19 protein-coding genes are annotated in these 19,543 nt (G+C 66.8%); 11 read left to right on the plus strand and 8 right to left on the minus strand.

Annotated elements, in window-relative coordinates; genetic code table 11:
- The first annotated feature begins 37 nt into the window (after window positions 1-37).
- Entirely contained in the window at window positions 38-1,552 is a 1,515-nt protein-coding gene (locus tag ACWPWT_RS04830; protein ID WP_454278772.1) for a lipopolysaccharide biosynthesis protein, read from the plus strand.
- A 56-nt stretch (window positions 1,553-1,608) separates the two neighbouring features.
- Here ACWPWT_RS04830 and ACWPWT_RS04835 read toward each other — a convergent pair whose 3' ends face one another.
- Together ACWPWT_RS04835 and nadB are read right to left on the minus strand one after the other, a co-directional pair.
- Window positions 1,609-2,706 (minus strand): serine hydrolase, encoded by a 1,098-nt coding sequence (locus ACWPWT_RS04835; RefSeq protein WP_454278773.1) that lies wholly within the window; start codon window positions 2,704-2,706, stop codon window positions 1,609-1,611.
- A 187-nt stretch (window positions 2,707-2,893) separates the two neighbouring features.
- A complete protein-coding gene (gene nadB / locus ACWPWT_RS04840; protein ID WP_454278774.1) occupies window positions 2,894-4,471 on the minus strand; it encodes an L-aspartate oxidase in 1,578 nt (525 codons plus the stop codon).
- 113 nt (window positions 4,472-4,584) lie between these two features.
- Here nadB and ACWPWT_RS04845 point away from each other — a divergent pair, with 113 nt between their 5' ends.
- Window positions 4,585-5,331, plus strand: a complete 747-nt coding sequence (locus ACWPWT_RS04845; RefSeq protein WP_454278775.1) for an energy transducer TonB — start codon at window positions 4,585-4,587, stop codon at window positions 5,329-5,331.
- A 255-nt stretch (window positions 5,332-5,586) separates the two neighbouring features.
- On the opposite strand, the gene ACWPWT_RS04850 is transcribed toward ACWPWT_RS04845, so the two are convergent.
- The gene (locus ACWPWT_RS04850) at window positions 5,587-6,519 is read right to left on the minus strand and encodes an ABC transporter ATP-binding protein (RefSeq protein WP_261268487.1); all 933 of its coding nucleotides are present in this window, start codon (window positions 6,517-6,519) and stop codon (window positions 5,587-5,589) included.
- Between the two features lie 98 nt (window positions 6,520-6,617).
- Between ACWPWT_RS04850 and ACWPWT_RS04855 the strand changes: the two genes are divergently transcribed.
- The 4 genes from ACWPWT_RS04855 to ACWPWT_RS04870 all read left to right on the plus strand — a co-directional run bounded on the left by ACWPWT_RS04855 (window position 6,618) and on the right by ACWPWT_RS04870 (window position 10,291).
- Entirely contained in the window at window positions 6,618-6,851 is a 234-nt protein-coding gene (locus tag ACWPWT_RS04855; RefSeq protein ID WP_261268488.1) for a zinc-finger domain-containing protein, read from the plus strand.
- 18 nt (window positions 6,852-6,869) lie between these two features.
- Window positions 6,870-8,303, plus strand: a complete 1,434-nt coding sequence (gene tldD / locus ACWPWT_RS04860; RefSeq protein WP_454278776.1) for a metalloprotease TldD — start codon at window positions 6,870-6,872, stop codon at window positions 8,301-8,303.
- Window positions 8,304-8,567: 264 nt separating this feature from the next.
- Entirely contained in the window at window positions 8,568-8,906 is a 339-nt protein-coding gene (locus tag ACWPWT_RS04865; RefSeq protein WP_042488306.1) for a P-II family nitrogen regulator, read from the plus strand.
- Between the two features lie 17 nt (window positions 8,907-8,923).
- On the plus strand, window positions 8,924-10,291 hold the full coding sequence (locus ACWPWT_RS04870; RefSeq protein ID WP_454278777.1) for an ammonium transporter: 1,368 nt from the start codon (window positions 8,924-8,926) through the stop codon (window positions 10,289-10,291).
- A gap of 281 nt (window positions 10,292-10,572) precedes the next feature.
- Here ACWPWT_RS04870 and ACWPWT_RS04875 read toward each other — a convergent pair whose 3' ends face one another.
- Window positions 10,573-10,956 (minus strand): EF-hand domain-containing protein, encoded by a 384-nt coding sequence (locus ACWPWT_RS04875; RefSeq protein ID WP_261268491.1) that lies wholly within the window; start codon window positions 10,954-10,956, stop codon window positions 10,573-10,575.
- Between the two features lie 161 nt (window positions 10,957-11,117).
- Between ACWPWT_RS04875 and ACWPWT_RS04880 the strand changes: the two genes are divergently transcribed.
- The 3 genes from ACWPWT_RS04880 to ACWPWT_RS04890 are packed head-to-tail and all read left to right on the plus strand — an operon-like array spanning window position 11,118 to window position 15,613.
- Window positions 11,118-12,338 (plus strand): argininosuccinate synthase, encoded by a 1,221-nt coding sequence (locus ACWPWT_RS04880; RefSeq protein ID WP_261268492.1) that lies wholly within the window; start codon window positions 11,118-11,120, stop codon window positions 12,336-12,338.
- A gap of 30 nt (window positions 12,339-12,368) precedes the next feature.
- A complete protein-coding gene (locus tag ACWPWT_RS04885; protein ID WP_454278778.1) occupies window positions 12,369-13,934 on the plus strand; it encodes a hypothetical protein in 1,566 nt (521 codons plus the stop codon).
- 11 nt (window positions 13,935-13,945) lie between these two features.
- Window positions 13,946-15,613, plus strand: a complete 1,668-nt coding sequence (locus ACWPWT_RS04890; RefSeq protein ID WP_261268494.1) for a hypothetical protein — start codon at window positions 13,946-13,948, stop codon at window positions 15,611-15,613.
- 40 nt (window positions 15,614-15,653) lie between these two features.
- Here ACWPWT_RS04890 and ACWPWT_RS04895 read toward each other — a convergent pair whose 3' ends face one another.
- The 4 genes from ACWPWT_RS04895 to ACWPWT_RS04910 form a co-directional block, all read right to left on the minus strand.
- Window positions 15,654-16,784 (minus strand): GNAT family N-acetyltransferase, encoded by a 1,131-nt coding sequence (locus tag ACWPWT_RS04895; RefSeq protein WP_454278779.1) that lies wholly within the window; start codon window positions 16,782-16,784, stop codon window positions 15,654-15,656.
- A 139-nt stretch (window positions 16,785-16,923) separates the two neighbouring features.
- Window positions 16,924-17,388 (minus strand): RidA family protein, encoded by a 465-nt coding sequence (locus ACWPWT_RS04900; RefSeq protein ID WP_261268496.1) that lies wholly within the window; start codon window positions 17,386-17,388, stop codon window positions 16,924-16,926.
- A gap of 32 nt (window positions 17,389-17,420) precedes the next feature.
- Complete coding sequence (locus ACWPWT_RS04905) at window positions 17,421-18,047, minus strand: HAD family hydrolase (protein ID WP_454278780.1); 627 nt, start codon at window positions 18,045-18,047, stop codon at window positions 17,421-17,423.
- On the minus strand, window positions 18,044-18,316 hold the full coding sequence (locus tag ACWPWT_RS04910; protein WP_454278781.1) for a DUF3572 domain-containing protein: 273 nt from the start codon (window positions 18,314-18,316) through the stop codon (window positions 18,044-18,046). The genes ACWPWT_RS04905 and ACWPWT_RS04910 overlap by 4 nt, the downstream gene beginning before the upstream one ends.
- Before the next feature lie 34 nt (window positions 18,317-18,350).
- Between ACWPWT_RS04910 and ACWPWT_RS04915 the strand changes: the two genes are divergently transcribed.
- Both ACWPWT_RS04915 and ACWPWT_RS04920 read left to right on the plus strand, forming a co-directional pair.
- On the plus strand, window positions 18,351-18,713 hold the full coding sequence (locus tag ACWPWT_RS04915; protein WP_454278782.1) for a response regulator: 363 nt from the start codon (window positions 18,351-18,353) through the stop codon (window positions 18,711-18,713).
- 262 nt (window positions 18,714-18,975) lie between these two features.
- Window positions 18,976-19,521, plus strand: coding sequence for a hypothetical protein (locus ACWPWT_RS04920; RefSeq protein WP_454278783.1), 546 nt, complete (start codon window positions 18,976-18,978; stop codon window positions 19,519-19,521).
- Window positions 19,522-19,543 lie beyond the last annotated feature (22 nt).

Genomic DNA, 19,543 nt, shown 5'->3' on the forward strand with positions numbered 1-19,543 from the left:
CCGTCGCGTCCCGCCTTTTCCAGCCGCTCTGCCGCTGATGGCCGAAACCAAGGACATCGATGCGCTCGCCAAGGGCGGGCGGACCAATATCGCAGGGTTCATCCTGCGGCTGGCGGCGCGCATCCCCTTCCTGTTCATCGCCGGGCGGATCTATGGCCCGGATCTGGTCGGGCGCTTCGCCATCGCGGTGGTCGTCGTCGAACTGGCGGCGCTGATCGCGACGCTGGGTCTCAAGCGTGGGCTGGCGCAGGCGCTGTCCTCGACCGATCGGCCGCATGTCCATGTCGTGTGGGACGCGATGGCGCTGGCCTTCCTGGCCTCGGTTGTGGCCAGCGGCCTATTATGGTCCTTCCCCGAGCTACTCTATCCCAACAGCGCCATCACCGGGCTGGACCGATGGCTGCCCTGCATCATCGTCGCCATCGCCTGGTCGGACGTCAGCCTCGCCGCGCTCGCCTATCGCCTGAACGTCAAGGCGACCGTTACCGCGCGCGCGGTGGTCGAGCCCTGGACCATCTCGATCGCCGCCTGGGTCTTTTCCTTCTTCACGATCCGCGACGGCCTGGTGCTGTCCTATGTCGCGTCGATGACGGCGGCGCTGATCGCCAGCTTGGTGCCGTTCTTGCGCAGCTATGGCCTGCCCCATGGCTGGAGCCCCCGGCTCGCCGCCGTGTTCGCGCTCGCCCGCGCCAATGCGCCGCTGGCGGGGGCGGACGCACTGGAATGGGGCACGCGCAATGTCGACCGCTTCATCCTGGGCGTGATGTTCGAACCCCGCATCGTCGGCATCTATTATATGGCGCAGCAGGTCGCCTCGCTGCCGCAAAAGCTGAAGACCAGTTTCGACCCGATCCTGGGCCCGGTCATCACCCAGAGCCTGGCCAATGGCGATATGGGCGCGATCGCGCGGCAGGTGCGACAGGTCGCCTTCTGGATCATGGCGGCGCAGGGGTGCCTGGCGCTGATGGGATCGATTCCGGGCGAAGGCGTGATGGGCGTGGTCGGCCCGCAATTCGTGTCGGGCACCGCCGCGCTGGCCTTTCTGCTGTTCGCCGAGGTGCTGGCCTCGACCGGCGCGGTGTGCGAATCGGCGCTGGTCTATACCGCACGCCACCGCAACCTGATGATCTCGATCGCGATGCTGGGGGTGCAGATCGGCTTGAGCTTCGCGCTGATCCTGGGGATGCGTGCCCTGAGCTGGCCGGAAACCTGGGCCGCAGCGGGGCCGGCGGTGGCGCTGGCGGCCAGCGTGACCATGACATCGGTCATCAAGGCGCGCGTCCTGTCGGGCATGCTGAAGGCCCCGGTTTCCCCCTTTCGCTGGCCGCTCGTCTGGGCGGCGGCGGCGGCGACGGCGGTGGGGGCCATCTTTACGCTGTTGCCGCAGCGGCTGGAATGGGCGGAACTGCTGTTCGGCGAGCCCACGATCGCGGCGACCTATCTGTTCATACTCTGGCGCTGGGCGTTCGGCCCGGCGGACCGTGCGCTGTTCGGCAAGGCCCCTAGCGCGGACGAGGCCACATTGCCCCATTCGGGCGGAATCACGCGGTAAGGTCGTCCTCCCCTCAACGGCAGCAGGATCGCGGCCTTGACGGGTAGGGACAGGGCTCAGTTCGCGACGGCGACCGGCCCGCGTGGGGGACCCGCGTAGCTGGCGACGGCGGCGGCGACATTCTGGATCAGCAACTGGCGCTGACGGATATCCTCGGTCGTGTCGCCGATCATCACCGCGATGGCGAAGCGGCGGCCATCGGGGGCGGTCAGCAGGCCGACATCGTTGAAGCCCGCATTGCGACGACCCAGATCCTGGCCGGTACCGGTCTTGTGCGCGATCTTCCACCCGGACGGCACGGCGGCGCGCAGCCGGGCATGGCCGGTGCGCGAGGCCTCCATCGTGTCGAGCAGGATGCGGGTCGAGGTTTCGGACAGCAACTCGCCCCGCGCCAGCCGGGCCAGCGCATCGGCGATCGCGATCGGGGCGGCGCCATCGGGCGGATCGCCGACATAGGCGTCGAGCGCGGCGGTCCGTGCCGCCGGATCGAGCCGGTTGCGCGCCGCCTGGAACGCCCCCGCCATCGCGAAGGCGGGTTGCCACGTCAGCCCGGCGGTCTTCGCCTGGAGCAGCCGCTCACCCGGACCGAAGCGGATGTCGCCCAGCCGCTTGTTGGCGATCATCGTGCGTACTGCCTGCGGTCCGCCGACAAAGGTCAGCAGCCGGTCGTTGGCGGTATTGTCGCTCTGCGTCAGCGCGCGGGTCAGGAGTTCGCCGACCGTGGTGTGATAGCCATCGCCCTTGACCAGCATCGCGATCGGCTGGTGAAACAGGGTCAGGTCCTCGTGGCGGACCACCACCGGTTCGTCCAGCCGCGCGCGGCCCTGGTCGCGAAGGTCGAGCAGGGTGATCGCGACCCAGAGCTTCGATACCGATTGCTGCGGCAGGCGCTGACGGCCGCCGACCTCGACCGTCCAGCCGTCATCGACCGCGCGGATGGCGATGCCCTTCTTGCCCGAAAAACCGGCGGACAGCCGATCGATCGTGCTGACCAGCCCGGCGGGCGCGGCGGGCGCGCGGCTGGGGCGGGCGGGGGAAGCGGCATCGACACCGAAACCTGGGGATCGGGCATGCTGGGAGCATGGGACGTCGCACCGGGGCGTGAATCCGCCCCACAGCCTGCGAGCCCCAAGAGAAGAAATCCGGCAGGCCATGAACGCAGCCCGCCGCTCAATACTCGCTTCGCCACCGCAATACCCCGCAACACAGGGGTATCCTTACGTCTTGACCGGGTGGGGGAAATCCCCCCGCACGGGGCTTGCGACGAAAGGTCGCACCTGCACGACAAGACGCGAAACATTCTGAATTCCTCCCCTGCAAGGGGAGGAATCAAGGCTTGCTTCACGGAATCAGGATCGTGTCGACCGCTTCGGGCAAGGTCTCGGGATAGTCCAGCGTGTAATGCAGCCCCCGGCTTTCCTTGCGGTGGAGCGCACAGCGCACGATGAGCTCGGCGGTCTGGAGCAGGTTGCGCAGCTCGATCAGGTCGGGTGTGACGCGGAAATGCCCGTAATAGTCGTTGATCTCGTCGGTCAGCATGCGGATGCGGTGCTGCGCGCGCTCCAGCCGCTTGGTGGTGCGAACGATGCCGACATAATTCCACATGAAGCGCCGGATTTCGGTCCAGTTCTGCTTGATGACCACCTCTTCGTCCGAATCGGTGACGCGGCTCTCGTCCCAGGGGCGGATGGCGGGGGCGGGGGGCAGCTCGTCCCAATGCGCCGCGATATGGTTCGCGCACGCCTCGCCATAGACGAAGCATTCGAGGAGCGAATTGGAGGCCAGCCGGTTGGCGCCGTGCAGCCCCGACTGGGTCACCTCGCCCGCCGCATAGAGGCCGGGCAGGTCGGTGCGCCCGTCGCGGTCCACGATCACGCCGCCACAGGTATAATGCTGCGCGGGCACGACCGGGATCGGCTGCACGGTCATGTCGATTCCCAGCGACAGCAGCTTTTCGTGGATATTGGGGAAATGCTCGCGGACGAAGGCGGGCGACTGGTGGCTGATGTCGAGATGGACATAGTCCAGGCCCAGCCGCTTGATCTCATGGTCGATCGCGCGCGCCACGATGTCGCGGGGCGCGAGTTCGGCGCGCGGGTCGAGATCGGGCATGAAGCGGTGCCCGGTTTCGGGGATCTTCAGATGCCCGCCTTCGCCGCGAACCGCCTCGGTAATCAGGAAATTCTTGACCTGGGTGTTGTAGAGGCAGGTCGGGTGGAACTGCATGAATTCCATGTTCGACACGCGCGCGCCCGCGCGCCACGCCATCGCGATGCCGTCGCCGGTCGCCCCCTTGGGCGCAGTGGAGAATTGATAGGTGCGTCCCGCGCCCCCGGTCGCCAGGATCGTCGCGCGCGCCTTGTGCACCACGACGCGGCCCGTCCGCCGGTCAACCGCATAGATGCCCCAGACATGGCCCGCCCCCGAATAGCGCATCTCGTGGCGGCTGGTCGCCAGGTCGATCGCGACCTGATCGGGGACCATGGTGATGTTGGGATGCGCGTCCGCCGCCTTCAACAGCGCGTCGAGCACCGCCCATCCGGTCGCGTCCGCCACATGCACGATGCGCCGGTGCGAATGCCCGCCCTCACGCGTCAGGTGCAGCATATTGCCCTCGGTTGCGAAGGGGACGCCCAGTTTCTGGAGGCGCTCGATCGCGGCGGGGGCATTCTCGACCACGAATTCGACGGTGGCGCGGTCGTTCAGCCCCGCGCCCGCGACCATCGTATCCTCGATATGGCTGTCGAAGGTGTCGCCGGGTTCCAGCACGGCGGCGATGCCCCCCTGCGCCCAGGCGGTCGAGCCTTCGTTCAGCTTGCCCTTGGCCAGCACCGTCACCTTGAACCGGTCCGCCAGATTGAGCGCGGCGGTCAGCCCGGCCGCGCCCGATCCGACGATCAGAATATCGGAATCGGTCATGCGCGGGCTCCTTGGGGCGCTGGGGTCATGGCGTACCCTCTGGCACGGACGAGAGGGTTGGGACAGGGGGTAAGCGCTTGTCTTGCGGGAAGGGGCTTCCCACCTCCTGCGCTATGACGCTGGCCCGGCCCGATTGGCGCGACCGTCTGCGCGCCGCGATTCCCACGGGGCTGATCGTGGGCGGCATGGGCTATGCGCTCATTCTGGGGCTGGGCTTCGCCCCGAGCCTCCCGGCCCCGTCGCAAGCGCTCGACAGCTTTGACGTGGCGCCTCCCGCTCCGCCGCCACCGCTCCGGATTCAGCCCAAAAAGGTCGAAACCCACCGCCCGCGCGGCGCGGCGGCGCCGCCCAATATCCGGTCGCAGGCGACCCAAGTGGTGGCACCCCCGCCGGTCGTGGTGTTGCTGCCCGTTTCGCCCGTCATCGTCGCGCCGGTCGCGGGGACGGGGGCGGATGCCAGCCAGGGCGCGTCCGACAAGCCCGGTCCGGGCACCGGTGCGGGCGGGATCGGCAACGGCACGGGCAGCGGCGGGTCGGGCGACGGTGACGGCTATGGTGAGGAAACCCCGCCCCGGCGGATCAAGGGGCGAATCAAGGACTCCGACTATCCCGAGGCTGCCGCCGATGCGGGCGCGAGCGGGACGGTGCAGGTCCGCTATTTCGTCAATGTCGATGGTCGGGTCAGCGGCTGTGTGGTGACTCAGAGCAGCGGCAACGCCGCGCTCGACGAGACGACGTGCCGGCTGATCGAGCAGCGATACCGCTATGATCCGTCGCGTGATGCCGATGGCCGGCCGGTGCGCTCGATCATCGTGGTGAATCAGGATTGGGTGCTGGAGCGGGTGCGGGACGAGCGGTGAGGGCGGGGCGTGGGCTTCGACTTCGCTCAGCCTGAACGGAGGTCGGGATATTTGGGTTCGCGCAGAGGCGCGGAGGACGCAGAGCTGTTCGGTGCGTGGATTGCGCATCCCTTACCTATCATGGCCTGTTGGAGCGGACTGTAGAATGAGTGGAGTGGTACACCTCCGCGTCCTCTGCGCCTCCGCGCGAACCCAAAATTTCTTCTCCCCCAGAACCCCGTTCAGCCTGAGCGAAGTCGAAGGCCAAGGGAAACCCTACGCCCCAACACTCCGCGTCAACGACAGGAACACGTCTTCCAGATCGGCTTCCTTGGTGGAGACATCGACGATCCCATATCCGTCCGCCTGCACCGCCGCGAGCACCTGGCCCGCATTCACCTTGTCCTTGGCATAGGTGATCTCCAGCGTGCGGCTGCCCTTCAGCACGATCTTGCCGAAGCTGGCATGGTCGGGCACCGCCGCGACATCGCGGTCCACCGTCACCGCGACGATCTTTTCCTGCGCCTTGCCGACCAGTTCGCGGGTCGGCTCGTTGGCGACCAGGCGACCATGGTTGATGATCGCGATCCGGTCGCACAGCTCCTCGGCCTCTTCGAGATAATGGGTGGTCAGCACCACCGTCACGCCCTGTTCGTTGAGCTGGCGGACATAGGCCCAGAGCTGCTGGCGAAGCTCGATATCGACGCCCGCCGTCGGTTCGTCCAGGACCAGCACCGGCGGCGAATGCACCATCGCCTTGGCGACCATCAGGCGGCGCTTCATACCGCCCGACAGGGTGCGCGAATAGGCGTTCGCCTTGTCCTCCAGATGCACCGCGCGCAGCAATTCCATCGAGCGGCGCTGCCCCTTGGGCACGCCGTACAGCCCGCCCTGGATCTCCAGCGTCTCCAACGGCGTGAAGAAGGGGTCGAACAGGATTTCCTGGTTGACGATGCCGATCGACGCCTTGGCGTTGCGCGGATGCTGGTCGATGTCGAAGCCCCAGATCGATGCCGATCCTTCGGTCTTCATGACAAGGCCCGCCAGGATGTTGATCAGCGTCGACTTGCCCGCACCGTTCGGCCCCAGCAGCCCGAAGATCTGCCCCCGCGGCACGTCGAAGCTGACCCCGTCGAGCGCGCGCTTGCCGCCCTGATAGGTCTTGGCGATGCCCTGGATCGAAATGGCGGCTTCTGTCGAGGAGGTCATGGTGCCAGCGATAGGCGCGTGACGCAGAGAGGCCAAGCCGGTTTTGCCCTGTTTTGGGCAATTGCACGGGGCTCTACGCCTTGCTATCGCCCAACCCTATGTTGCCGCCGCCCGAAACCACCCGCGTCACCCAGACCCGCGTCGCTTGCGACGGTGCCACCGACATTCCCGGGGGCGCTGCGCTCGGCCATCCGCGCGTCTGGCTGCAGATCGATGAGACCGGCTATGTCGATTGCGGCTATTGCGATCGCCGCTTCGTGCTGATCGGTGGCCCGGCGGATGGTGCGGATCAGTCGCAGCTTCCCGACCATGGGGATGGCGCGGGCCGCTGAGCCCCCTATATCGGTGGCATGACATCCGCCACCGATCCCCGCTCGTTCCTCTACCGTGACACGCTCGATCCGGAGGCCGCACTTCGGCTGACCGCCAATGCGCTGTCGCGGGCGGACGATGGCGAGCTGTACCTGCAATATAAGCGATCCGAAGCGTTCGGCTTCGACGACGGGCGGCTAAAGACGGCCAGCTACGACACGCATTCGGGTTTCGGCCTGCGCGCGGTATCGGGCGAGATGACCGCCTTCGCCCATGCCAATGAGCTTTCGGAGGCGGCGATCAAGCGCGCAGCGGAGACCATGGCGCTGATCGACCCCGCCAAGGGCACCGCCGCGCCCCCGCCGCAGGGGACCAATCGCCATCTTTATACCGCGACCGATCCGCTCGACCTGATGCCCTTCGCCGAGAAGGTGTCGCTCTGCCAGACGATCGACGCCGCTGCCCGTGCGCGCGATCCCCGCGTCGTGCAGGTGTCGGTCGGGCTGTCGGGAAGCTGGAGCGTGGTGGAGATCGTTCGCCCCGACGGCTTCGTCGCCACCGACGTCCGCCCGCTCGTCCGGCTCAACATCTCGGTCGTGGTCGAACAGAATGGGCGGCGCGAAACGGGCAGTTTCGGGATTGGCGGTCGTTACCTGTACGACCGACTGGTCGCGCGCGAGACGTGGGAGCGCGGCATCGACGTCGCGTTGAACCAAGCGCTGGTCAATCTCGACTCGGTTGCCGCGCCCGCGGGGGAGATGACGGTGTTGCTGGGGCCCGGCTGGCCGGGCGTGCTGCTGCACGAGGCGATCGGGCATGGGTTGGAGGGTGACTTCAACCGCAAGGGCACCTCGGCCTTTTCGGGACGCATCGGTGAGCGGGTCGCGGCGCCCGGCGTCACCGTGGTCGATGACGGCAGCCCTGTCGACCGGCGCGGCTCGCTGTCGATCGATGACGAGGGGACGCCGACGCGTGAGGTCGTGCTGATCGAGGACGGTATCCTCAAGGGCTATATGCAGGACCGGCTCAACGCGCGGCTGATGGGCGTCGCGCCGACCGGCAATGGCCGCCGCGAGAGCTTTGCCCATGCGCCGATGCCGCGCATGACCAACACCTTCATGAAGGGCGGGCAGGACGACCCGGCCGAGCTGCTGTCGCGGGTCAAGAACGGCATCTTCGCCAAGTCCTTCGGCGGCGGCCAGGTCGACATCGTGTCGGGCAAGTTCGTCTTCTCCTGCACCGAGGCGTATCGGATCGAGAATGGCAAGCTGGGCGCGCCGATCAAGGGCGCGACGCTGATCGGCGACGGGCCGAGCGTGCTGACCAAGGTGAAGGGCATCGGTAACGACTTCGCGCTGGACGAGGGCGTGGGGGTCTGCGGCAAGGGCGGGCAGAGCGTGCCTGCGGGCGTCGGCCAGCCGAGCCTGCTGGTCGAAGGGCTGACCGTCGGCGGCACCGCGCTGGCGGCGTGATTTCCCTTCCTCCCCTGGAAGGGGAAGGTGGCAGGCCGCAGGCCTGACGGAGGGGTGTCACGCTCTCGATAGCGGGTCCCCCCTCCTTACAGGGGAGGAAAGGCTGCCCAAAATTTAAGCATATCCTTGCCAATGCCTAAAAATTGATGCCGTCCGGCAGGCGAAACGGATCGCGCCGCCCCATCATAGCGCGAAAATGTCGCGAAAACGTAACTGGCACACCCTTTGCAACGCTTGTGGGCGGGAAACGCAAAGGGGGCACAGGTGAAGCTGATCATCGCTATCATCAAGCCGTTCAAGCTCGACGAGGTGCGCGAGGCGCTCACCACTTTGGGCGTGGCGGGCATGACGGTGACCGAGGTGAAGGGTTTCGGGCGGCAAAAGGGCCAGACCGAAATCTATCGCGGTGCCGAATACAGCACCAACATGGTGCCCAAGATCAAGATCGAGGTCGTTTGCGCGTCCGAGATCGCCGACCGCGTCGTCGAATCGATCCAGGCCGCCGCCAACACCGGCGCGATCGGCGACGGCAAGATCTTCATGCTCGATGTCGGCCAGGCCGTGCGCATCCGCACCGGCGAAACCGACGAATCGGCGCTCTGAGAGAGGGGGGGATTTCGATGAAGCATGTCACCAAATTGGCGACCGGTGCGACGGGCCTCGGCCTGGCGCTCTTCGCCGCGCTGCCCGCCTGGTCCCAGGATGCCGCCGCGCTCCAGTCGCCCGCCGCCGCCGCGCCGGCCGCGACCGTGAACAAGGGCGATACCGCCTGGATGCTCACCTCGACCGTGCTGGTCATGATGATGATCCTGCCGGGTCTGGCGCTGTTCTATGGCGGTCTGACCCGCGCGAAGAACATGCTGTCCACCATGACGCAGATCGGCGCGGCCGCATGTCTCGCGATGCTGATCTGGGTGATGTACGGCTATAGCCTGGCCTTCGGGCCGGACGTGTCGGGGGGCGCGTCCAACTTCATCTCCGGGCTGGGCAAGGCGTTCCTCTCGGGCGTCACGCCTGCCAGCCAGGCGGCGACCTTCACCGCCGGCGTCGAAATCCCCGAATATGTCTTCATCTGCTTCCAGATGACCTTCGCCGCGATCACCGCTGCCCTGGTGCTCGGCTCGGTCGTCGAGCGGATGAAGTTCTCGGCGGTCATGGCGTTCACCGCCGTGTGGCTGACCATCGTCTATTTCCCGATCGCGCACATGGTGTGGGCATCGTCGGGCCTGTTCTTCAAGGCGGGCGCGCTCGACTTTGCGGGCGGCACGGTGGTGCACATCAACGCCGGCGTCTCGGCGCTGGTCGCCGCGCTGATCCTGGGCAAGCGCATGGGCTACCCGACGACCCCGATGCCCCCGCACTCGCTGACGCTGACCGGCGTGGGCACCGGCCTGCTGTGGGTCGGCTGGTTCGGGTTCAACGCGGGCTCCGCGCTGGAGGCCAATGGCTCGGCGGGTCTGGCGATGATCAACACCTTCGTCGCGACGGCGTCCGGCGGCCTGTTCTGGATGCTCGCCGAGCGTCTGGCGGGGCATAAGGGTTCGGCGCTGGGCTTCTGCTCGGGCATTGTCGCCGGCCTGGTCGCGGTGACCCCGGCCGCTGGTAACTCCGGTCCGTTCGGTGCGATCGTGCTGGGTGCCATCGCCAGCGTGGTCTGCTTCTATGCGGTGTCGGTCCTGAAGCCCAAGCTCGGCTATGACGATGCGCTCGACGCCTTCGGCGTGCACGGCATCGGCGGCATGATCGGCGCGATCGGTACCGCCGTGGTCTACGCCCCCTCGCTGGGCGGTCCGGGCGCGGCCGACTATGCGATTGGGCCGAAGCTGCTGGTGCAGCTCGGCGCGGTCGCCACTACGATCGTCTGGGCCACCATCGGCACCGTCATCGCCATGTTCGTCGCCAAGGCCCTGACCGGCCTGCGGGTCTCGAAGGAAGTCGAGCAGGAAGGCCTCGACCTCGGCGAGCACGGCGAGCGCGCCTACAACTGATCGGGAGCGGGGCGAGAGACCCCCGCACCCCACGACGTTCCTCCTGCGGACGACCTAAGCCCGGTGCGGCAACGCACCGGGCCTTTTTTATGTTGGCGAGAAACCGCACCGACAGGGCGCAGGCCGGGGTAGAAAATGGGACCACCCTCCGTTCGCACTGAGCGAAGTCGACGTGCACGGGAATCGCTTACCCGGAGGGTGGGGCGTGGCCTTCGACTTCGCTCAGGCTGAACGGAGGTTGGCAGGCTGAACGGCGGCGGCAGGGTCGTGGGTTGGGGCGCTTACCGCCCCTTCGGACCCGCCGGTTGCTGCGACCGCTGGGCCGCCTTGGCCGCTTCATATTCATCGAAGGTGCGCGACAGCAGCGCCTGCGCCTCCGCCTCGGTCACCTTCCCGTCCTTGTTTGCATCGGCCTTGCCGAACCACAGATCGGCGAGGCGTCCGGCATGGACGTCGTCGATCTTCTTCTGGCCGTTGCCCATCTTCATGATGGCGGCCTTCACCTCGGCCTTGGTCAGTGCGCCGTCGTGATTGGTATCGCGCGCCTTGAACTCGCGGGAGAATTTGGCGGCGGCCGACGCGCGCGTGTCCTGCTGCGCCAGGACGGGGGCGGCGGGCACGGCGAGCGTGGCGGCGATCAGGCCGGCGACGAGGAAACGGGTCATGCGGGACACTCCTGAACGGGACATCATGGCCGCTCCTGACGGCCTTTGGCTGTCGGGGCAATGAACGAGTGGGGGAACGACCCCAAGCGAAGGTTGCGTGCGGCCGCCACAGCGCATAGGGCGCGGGGCAAATCCATCCCCTCTTCATCAAGGACTTTGCCATGAGCGAAGATATCAAGCGCGTCGTCCTCGCCTATTCGGGCGGCCTCGACACCAGCGTCATCCTCAAGTGGCTGCAGCAGCATTATGGCTGCGAGGTCGTGACCTTCACCGCCGATCTGGGCCAGGGCGAGGAGCTGGAGCCCGCGCGCAAGAAGGCCGAGATGGCAGGCGTGAAGCCCGAGCATATCTTCATCGACGATCTGCGCGAAGAATTCGTCAAGGATTACGTCTTCCCGATGATGCGCGCCAACGCGCTCTACGAGGGGCTGTACCTGCTGGGCACCTCGATCGCGCGGCCGCTGATCGCCAAGCGCCAGATCGAGATCGCCAAGATGGTGAACGCCGACGCGGTCAGCCATGGCGCGACCGGCAAGGGCAACGACCAGGTCCGCTTCGAGCTGGGCTATTATGCGCTGAACCCCGACATCAAGGTCATCGCACCGTGGCGCGAATGGGACCTGACCAGCCGCACCAAGCTGATCGAATTCGCCGAGGCGCACCAGATCCCGGTGTCGAAGGACAAGCGCGGCGAAGCGCCCTTCTCGACCGACGCGAACCTGCTGCACACCTCGTCCGAGGGCAAGGTGCTGGAGGACCCGTGGGATGAGGTCCCCGATTACGTCTATTCGCGCACCGTCAACCCGGAGGACGCGCCCGACGTCCCCGAGACGATCACCATCGATTTCGAGCGTGGCGACGGCGTCGCGCTGAACGGTGAGGCGTGCTCGCCCGCAACCCTGCTGACCAAGCTGAACGAACTGGGCCGCAAGCATGGCATCGGCCGCCTCGACCTGGTCGAGAACCGCTTCGTCGGCATGAAGAGCCGCGGCATGTACGAGACGCCGGGCGGCACCATCTATGCGCTGGCGCATCGCGGTATCGAGCAGATCACGCTCGATCGCGGCGCCGCGCATCTGAAGGACGAACTGGCGCCGCGTTATGCCGAGCTGGTCTATAACGGCTTCTGGTTCTCGCCCGAGCGTGAGATGCTCCAGGCCGCCGTCAACTACAGCCAGGAGAAGGTGACCGGCACCGTCCGCCTGAAGCTGTACAAGGGCCAGGCGATCGTGACGGGGCGCAAGTCGCCTTACAGCCTGTATTCGGAAAAGGTCGTCACCTTCGAGGACGATCAGGGCGCGTATGACCAGCGCGACGCGGCGGGCTTCATCAAGCTCAACGCGCTGCGCCTGCGCCTGCTGGGCCGTCGCGACCGGGCCTGATCCGATCCCGTCCTGACAGGAGCCATCGCCATGGATCGCCGACGGGACGGAAGAACTGACGAAGAGGCGGGGCTGTGGTGGCAGTCCCGCCTCTTTTTGTGGCTGTGCGTGATCGTATCGGCGGTGCCGCTGCTCTGGCCCGCCGTGCCGCCGCTGAGTGACATGGGCGACCATATCGGCAGCTATCGCATCCTGGCCGAGGCGGGGCGCGGACCGTTGGGGCGTCATTATGACGTGCATTGGGCCGCGGTCGGCAATTTGGGGGTCGAGGGGTTGGTGCTGGCGCTCCACCGGCTGTTTGCCCTCGACATCGAACCGGCGGCCAAGCTGGTCGTACTGGCGATCCCGCCGCTGACGGTCGCGGGAATTTTCGCCTTGGCGCGCGCTGCGCATGGGCGGATTCCGGCGACCGCGATGCTCGCCCTTCCGCTGGCCTATGGCCCCTCGCTCCAGATGGGGTTCGTCAATTTCAGCCTGGCCCAGGCCTTGGTACTGCTCGCCATGGCGCTGTGGCTGTATCTGGCGCGGCGGTGGAGCGCCGGCTGGCGAATCCTGCTCTTCGCGCTGATCGCGCCGGTGATCTGGCTGACCCATGCGCTGGGCTGGGCGCTGTTGCTGACCAATGTCTTTGCGATGGAGGCGATGCGGCTGAGCGGCGCGGGGCGGTCCTGGAGGCAGGCGATGCTGCGGGCCGGATTGGCGGTGGCGCCGATGGCCTCGCCAGCCTTGTTGATGCTGAAGGGCGGCGGGGACCAGGTGGCGGGCGATACCGGCGGCTGGTTCATCGTCTACAAGATGCGCTGGATCCTGACGCTGTTCCGCGAGCAATGGGCGATCTGGGACATCGCGGCGCTGATCGTCATATTGCTCTTCGGCTATGCGGTGATCCGGTCGCGCCGTCTGTCGGTCCTGCCGCTTCTGGCGATACCGGCGGGGCTGGGCTTTCTGATCTTCCTGATCCTGCCCTATGTCTATCGCGGCGGCGCCTATCTCGACATGCGGATGCTGTGTCCGGCGGTGATCCTGGCGATCCTGTCGGTGCGCGTGTCGCCCGGCCGCGATCATGGGCGCATCGCGGCGGCGACGACCGGCTTCTTCCTCGTTCGTATTATCGGCACCACCATCGCCTTCGCCCAGTTGGCTGCGGCGCAGGAGCGCGACTGGCGGGCGCTGTCGGCCTTGCCGCCGGGCGGCCGGGTGCTGGTGCTGACCGATGCCGAAGCGGAAGGCGGCTGGGGCGGCACCCGGCGCTGGCATATTGCGGGGATCGCGATCGCGCGGCGGCGTGTGTTCACCAATACCCAGTGGAGCGTGCCCGGCCAGCATCTGATTCGGCCCCGGGTCGCCGGGGCCGCGCCCTATGACGGCGATCCCTCCAGCCTGGTGTTCGCGCCGGGCAGTCTGGGCGGATGGGTCGATTTCGACGCCGCGATCCGCGACTTCGATCGCTGCGCCTTCGATGCGGTGTGGACGATCGGTTTCCCGGCGGGGCGGGCGAAGTCGCCCGACCTGATCCGCACATGGTCCGACCGCGATTCCGCCGTCTATCGCGTTCGGCGCGACCGATGCTTGTCGGACGCCCCTTCGGTCCGCTAGGCACTTTCGCCATGAATGGGGGAAAGCTCAACTGGTGGCAGACGCGGTGGTTCGTGGTGGCGATGGCCCTGCTCGCCGCGCTGCCGCTGCTCTGGCCGACGGTGCCGCCGCTGGTCGACCTGCCGGGCCATATGGGCCGGTACCGGGTCCAGTTGGAATATGCCCATCAGCCCTGGCTGGCCAATTGGTATCATTTCGAATGGCAGATGATCGGCAATCTGGGCATCGACCTGCTGATCGAGCCGCTGACGCCGATCTTCGGGCTGGAGCTGGCGGTCAAGCTGATCGTCATCGCCATTCCGGTGCTGACCGTCACCGGCCTGCTCTGGATCGCGCGCGAGGTGCAGGGGCGGATCCCCGCGACCGCGCTGTTCGCGCTGCCGCTGGCCTATAGCTATCCCTTCCAGTTCGGTTTCGTGAATTTCGCGCTGGCGATGGCGCTGGCGCTCAACCTGTTCGCGCTCTGGCTGCGCATGGGGCGGCTGGGCACGGTGCGGCGGCGCGCATGGCTCTTCGTGCCGCTGTCCTGCATCCTGTGGGTCGCGCATACCTTTGGCTGGGGCGTGCTCGGCGTGCTGGCCTTTTCCGCCGAGTTGATCCGCCAGCACGATGTTCGCCGGGCCAAGGGCGCGCGGGGCGTGAAGGGCTGGATCGTCTCGGCTTTCCATGCCGGGATCGGCTGTATCCCGCTGGCGCTGCCCATGGTGCTGATGGTGCTGTGGCGATCGGGGGCCGATGTCACCGGCCAGACCACCGACTGGTTCAACTGGCGGTGGAAGATCAACTGGGTGACGATGGCGCTGCGCGATCGCTGGATGGCGTTCGACCTCGCCTCGGTCACGGTGCTGTTCCTGGTGCTGCTCAAGGGCGTGCGCGACGAGCGGGTCGAATATTCGCGCAATCTGGTGCTGTCGGCGGCGTTCCTGGCGGTGGTCTATCTGCTGCTGCCGCGCATCGTCTTCGGTTCGGCCTATGCCGATATGCGGCTGGCGCCGTACGTCCTCGCCATCGCGCTGATCGCGCTGCGGCCCCGGCGGGGGCTGTCGCTGCGCGGGGCATCGACGCTCGCGGTGGTCGGCCTGTTGTTCTTCGTGGTGCGGATCGGCGCGACCACGGTCAGCTATGTGATGTACAGCAACGACTATGACCGGGTGCTCGCCGCGCTCGATCATGTGCCGCCGCGCGCCCGGCTGCTGACCTTTGTCGGCCGCCAATATTGCGCCGATGTCTGGCCGTCGAGCCGGTTGGAGCATGTCGCCGGCCTCGCGCTGGAGCGCAAGCTGGCCTATGCCAACGACCAATGGTCGATGGCGGGTGGGCAATTGCTGACGGTGCGCTACGCCCCCGCCAAACGGTTCGCGCATGATCCGTCCGAGATCGTGACCCAGCGGCGGTGCCGGGGCCAGTGGTGGCGCCCGGTCGATACCGCGCTCAAGCTATTGCCGCGCGATGCGTTCGATTATGTCTGGCTGGTCCATCCGCCGCGCTATGATGAAAGCCTGACGCGCGGCCTGACGCCGATCTGGCGGTCGGGACGCGATGTCCTCTACCGGATCGACGATCGCCGCCCGATTATCGATCCGGCGGCCTATGAACTGCTCAGCCGTCCCTCGCCCGGCGATGACCGCCGCGCCCCGCCCGCGCGGCGCAGCACGCCGCCGGACAAGAACGGGGACTAAGGACCAGGGCGATCTTCGACCAGGCTGATCGGAGACCGCTCTAGCCCCGCCGGAACGGGGTGAGTTCGTCCAGAAACGCACTTTCCGCCTCTATCGCCTCGCGCTCGCGGTTGACGAACTCGGCGACGGCACGGCGGAAGGCGGGGTGGGGGATATAGTGCGCCGACCAGGTCGGCACCGGACCATAGCCGCGCGCCAGCTTGTGCTCGCCCTGTGCCCCGGCCTCGACCGTTGACAGCCCGCGCGCGATGGCCGCGTCGATCGCCTGATAATAGCAAAGCTCGAAATGGAGGAAGGGCACCTCCTCGGTCGCGCCCCAATAGCGGCCAAAGAGCGTATCCTCCCCGATCAGGTTGAGCGCCCCCGCGATCGGCACGCCGTCCCGCTCGGCCAGGATCAGCAGCACCTTGTCCCCCAGACGCTCGCCGATCCGGTCAAAGGCGGCGCGGGTCAGATAGGGCTGGCCCCATTTGCGGCTGCCCGTATCCTGATAGAAGGTCCAGAAGGCGTCCCAATGCTCCGGCCGAATGTCGGGGCCGCTCAGGTGGCGGATGGTCAGCCCCTGGACCGCGGCGGCGCGTTCCTTGCGAATCGCCTTGCGCTTGCGGCTGGCGAGCGCGTCCAGGAAATCGTCGAAGCGGGCATAGCCCTTATTGCGCCAGTGGAACTGCACCCCCTCCCGGATCAGCCAGCCCGCCGCCTCGAAATGCGGCAGCTGCTCGGGCGCGACGAAGGTGACATGCGCCGAGGACAGCTCGTTCTGGTCGGTTACCGCCTCGATCGCGGCGATCAGCGCGGGGGCGAGCGCGGGATCGCGCAGCAACAGCCGCGGGCCCGGCACGGGCGAGAAGGGCGCCGCGATCTGGAGCTTGGGATAATAACGCCCGCCGGCCCGCTCCCACGCATCGGCCCAGCCATGGTCGAAGACATATTCGCCTTGGCTATGCGCCTTCAGATAGGCGGGGGCGATGGGGGCGGGGCGGCCATCCGCTCCGTCGATAACGATCGGGGCGGGGGTCCATCCCGACCGCCCGCCGACGCTGTGAGAATCCTCCAGCGCGGTGAGGAAGCCATGGCCGATAAAGGGATTGGCCGTCCCCGCGCAGGCGTCCCACTCTTCGGGAGACAGGGCGGCGACGCCGGACAGGATACGCGCGATGGCGGTGGTCATCGCCGTCGAATATGCGGTTCGAAGTGGAGCGGGACAAGGGGCTGCCCATCGATGGCTCGATCCGGCGAAGGCCGGGAATCGCGAACGGCAGGCCCCTCATCGCCAAAGGCCCCGGCCTGCGCCGGGGCGACGGTTGCGATCAGGCGAGCGCGACGATCGCATCGACCTCGACGGCGGCGCCCAGCGGCAGCACCGGCACACCGACGGCCGAACGGGCATGGCGGCCCGATTCGCCGAACAGCGAAACCATCAGCTCCGACGCGCCATTGGCGACCTTGGGCTGGTCGGTGAAGTCGGCGGCCGAGTTCACGAATACGCCCAGCTTCACGATGCGGCCGACGCGCGACAGGTCACCGCCCAGATATTTCTTGATCTGCGCGACCAGCATCAGGCCGCACGCCTGCGCCGCCTTCTGCCCGTCCTCCAGCGAGACGCCTTCGCCCAGCCGCCCGGTGACGAGCTGGCCATCGACGAAGGGCAACTGGCCCGAAATGTGGAGAAGCCCGCCCGCCTCGACGACGGGGACATAGGCGGCGACGGGGGCGGCAGCCTCCGGCAAGGCGAGGCCGAGCTGCTCGAGCGCGCGATCGATATGGGTGGTCATGGGCGAGACATGGCGCGGGCGGGCGGTACCGGTCAAGCGGTGGCGGCGTGCCCCCCGGCAAATCGTGCGGCAATCCAAGCCTCCGCCCGGCGCCAGTCGTCGATCCGCGCATGGGCATCGGGAGCCGGGGGGACGTGCGGGGCCATTTCCGGCTCCGACACCATGTGCAGCCGGTGAACCTGCGGCGCATGTTCCGCGACCGAGGCGTGATGCTGCGGCAGATCGTCGACGAAGACGGTGACGGGATTGCCATGCTCGGCGACCAGCCGGGCCACCGGTTCGCCCTTGCCGCCATTGTTGCACTGGACATGGTGCGCGATGCCGAAACGCGCGAGTTGCTCGATGCGCGGCTGGCGGCATTCCTCGATCAAATTGGTGAGGATGACGATGTCGGCGGTCTTCGCCAGCTCGGCCAGCGCTTCGGCAGCATGGGGGACCAGCGTCTGGCGGTCCATCTGACCGGGGAAAAAGCCGTGCAGCAGATCCCATGCCTCGCTCTGGCTGAGCGCGGGCCCGCCGTCCCGCCGCGTCATCGCCCCGAAAAAGTCGTGACGATCCAGCGCAAAATCGATGTCATGCGCTTCGTCCAGCCAAGTGCGGAAATGCCGCACCATATGGACCAGCACCTCGTCACAATCACAGATCAGCAGCGGTTTCATGCGCCCTCCAGCATGCGACGCGCAGCGACCAGCGCCTCCGGGCGGACGCCCAGCGAATCGGCACATTCGACCAGGTCGGCCTCATGCCCTTCCAGGAACGACAGGATCGCGGCGAGCACGCCCGGCTCGCCCGCCCCGCCGCGCAGTTCCTCGACCGACAGGCCGGTCAGCGCCAGCAGCCGCTCGGCCCGCGACGGGCTTTGCAGCGTCCAGACCAGTGCCTGAAGCGCCAGCGGCATCGCGCGCTCGATTGTATCCGGTCCGGGCATTGCCTATCGTCCCCTCGCTAATGGTGGAGCCCGCGTGACAAGAAAGGTGCTCGTTGTCGAGGACAACGAACTCAATCTGAAACTCTTCTGCGACCTGCTGCGCGCCCACGGCTTCATCGCCGAGCCGGTGCGCGACGGGCGCGAGGCGGTGGCGCGCGCGCGCGAGGTACAGCCCGACCTGATCATCATGGACATTCAGATGCCGCATGTGACCGGATACGAACTGATCCTCGAGCTGAAGGCCGACGAGGACCTGCGCCGCATCCCGGTGATGGCCGTCACCGCCTATGCCGGCCGCGACGACGAGGACCGAATCCGTGCGGCGGGGGCGGACGCCTATGTGTCGAAGCCGATCAGCCTGATGCGCTTCATGGAGGCGGTGAACGGGTTGTTGTGAGGGGGGGGCTTGCCCTGCCTCCGTTCGGCCCGCTTGCCACCCTCCGTTCGCACTGAGCGAAGTCGAAGTGCACACCCCGAACCTCCGTCACGAACGTCATCTCGTGGCCTTCGACTTCGCTCAGGCTGAACGGAGGTAGGAATGGAGCCAATGTCTACTTTGGGCGTGAAGCGGGCCGGCCGCATTCGGCGAGGCTTGGTGCTGGAGGCCGATCGCACATGAATTTTTGGATGCGTGCCTTATATTGATGTACGAGAAAACTATGCCGCATCTTGATCCAGAGACCCTCCGCCGCGTTGCGCGCGTAGCCCAATCAAGGGCCATCGAGAGTAAGTCCGACCCTACGTTTGATGGTATGGCGCGAGGCGGCGCGCAGCGCGTGCTGCAGCAGTTGGCCAAGGATTTGGAGGCGGCGGCAGTCCTTGAAGAATGCAGGGTCAAACCGGACGAGAGCTCGATCGAACTCGTCAAGGTCGACGCACATGCATGGCGGTCCAAGGAAGGGCATCTTGAATTGCGCAGCGCGTCAATACGCCAAGGGACGCTGATCGACCTTTGCATGGATAGTAGCAGGGTTAGGCAGTTCTTCATGGCAATAGACTTTGACCAAGGCTTGGAAGGCCCCGAAATCGTTTACGCTTTCGATATTTCCCCGGAAGAGGCACAAACGAAGGTCGGTGGGACTACCTATGGCGTACTTCTGCAAGCATATGTGCGAGTTGCAGAGACGAAGTCTGATGGTCGGCCAAGAAAGGTTGATTTCAATCCCTCTCGAGCAGGCCGTATCGGGGAACGCTTAAGCCCGTAAAATTATGTCCAACGCGCCGGTA

Source organism: Sphingomonas sp. Marseille-Q8236 (assembly GCF_965112005.1).

Excerpts from the sequence above, each read along its gene's own strand:
- ACWPWT_RS04830 (WP_454278772.1), top strand. The coding sequence starts at position 38 with ATGGCCGAAACCAAGGACATCGATGCGCTCGCCAAGGGCGGGCGGACC.
- ACWPWT_RS04835 (WP_454278773.1), bottom strand. The coding sequence starts at position 2,706 with ATGGCCTGCCGGATTTCTTCTCTTGGGGCTCGCAGGCTGTGGGGCGGA.
- nadB (WP_454278774.1), bottom strand. The coding sequence starts at position 4,471 with ATGACCGATTCCGATATTCTGATCGTCGGATCGGGCGCGGCCGGGCTG.
- ACWPWT_RS04845 (WP_454278775.1), top strand. The coding sequence starts at position 4,585 with ATGACGCTGGCCCGGCCCGATTGGCGCGACCGTCTGCGCGCCGCGATT.
- ACWPWT_RS04850 (WP_261268487.1), bottom strand. The coding sequence starts at position 6,519 with ATGACCTCCTCGACAGAAGCCGCCATTTCGATCCAGGGCATCGCCAAG.
- ACWPWT_RS04855 (WP_261268488.1), top strand. The coding sequence starts at position 6,618 with ATGTTGCCGCCGCCCGAAACCACCCGCGTCACCCAGACCCGCGTCGCT.
- tldD (WP_454278776.1), top strand. The coding sequence starts at position 6,870 with ATGACATCCGCCACCGATCCCCGCTCGTTCCTCTACCGTGACACGCTC.
- ACWPWT_RS04870 (WP_454278777.1), top strand. The coding sequence starts at position 8,924 with ATGAAGCATGTCACCAAATTGGCGACCGGTGCGACGGGCCTCGGCCTG.
- ACWPWT_RS04875 (WP_261268491.1), bottom strand. The coding sequence starts at position 10,956 with ATGACCCGTTTCCTCGTCGCCGGCCTGATCGCCGCCACGCTCGCCGTG.
- ACWPWT_RS04880 (WP_261268492.1), top strand. The coding sequence starts at position 11,118 with ATGAGCGAAGATATCAAGCGCGTCGTCCTCGCCTATTCGGGCGGCCTC.
- ACWPWT_RS04885 (WP_454278778.1), top strand. The coding sequence starts at position 12,369 with ATGGATCGCCGACGGGACGGAAGAACTGACGAAGAGGCGGGGCTGTGG.
- ACWPWT_RS04890 (WP_261268494.1), top strand. The coding sequence starts at position 13,946 with ATGAATGGGGGAAAGCTCAACTGGTGGCAGACGCGGTGGTTCGTGGTG.
- ACWPWT_RS04895 (WP_454278779.1), bottom strand. The coding sequence starts at position 16,784 with ATGACCACCGCCATCGCGCGTATCCTGTCCGGCGTCGCCGCCCTGTCT.
- ACWPWT_RS04900 (WP_261268496.1), bottom strand. The coding sequence starts at position 17,388 with ATGACCACCCATATCGATCGCGCGCTCGAGCAGCTCGGCCTCGCCTTG.
- ACWPWT_RS04905 (WP_454278780.1), bottom strand. The coding sequence starts at position 18,047 with ATGAAACCGCTGCTGATCTGTGATTGTGACGAGGTGCTGGTCCATATG.
- ACWPWT_RS04910 (WP_454278781.1), bottom strand. The coding sequence starts at position 18,316 with ATGCCCGGACCGGATACAATCGAGCGCGCGATGCCGCTGGCGCTTCAG.
- ACWPWT_RS04920 (WP_454278783.1), top strand. The coding sequence starts at position 18,976 with ATGCCGCATCTTGATCCAGAGACCCTCCGCCGCGTTGCGCGCGTAGCC.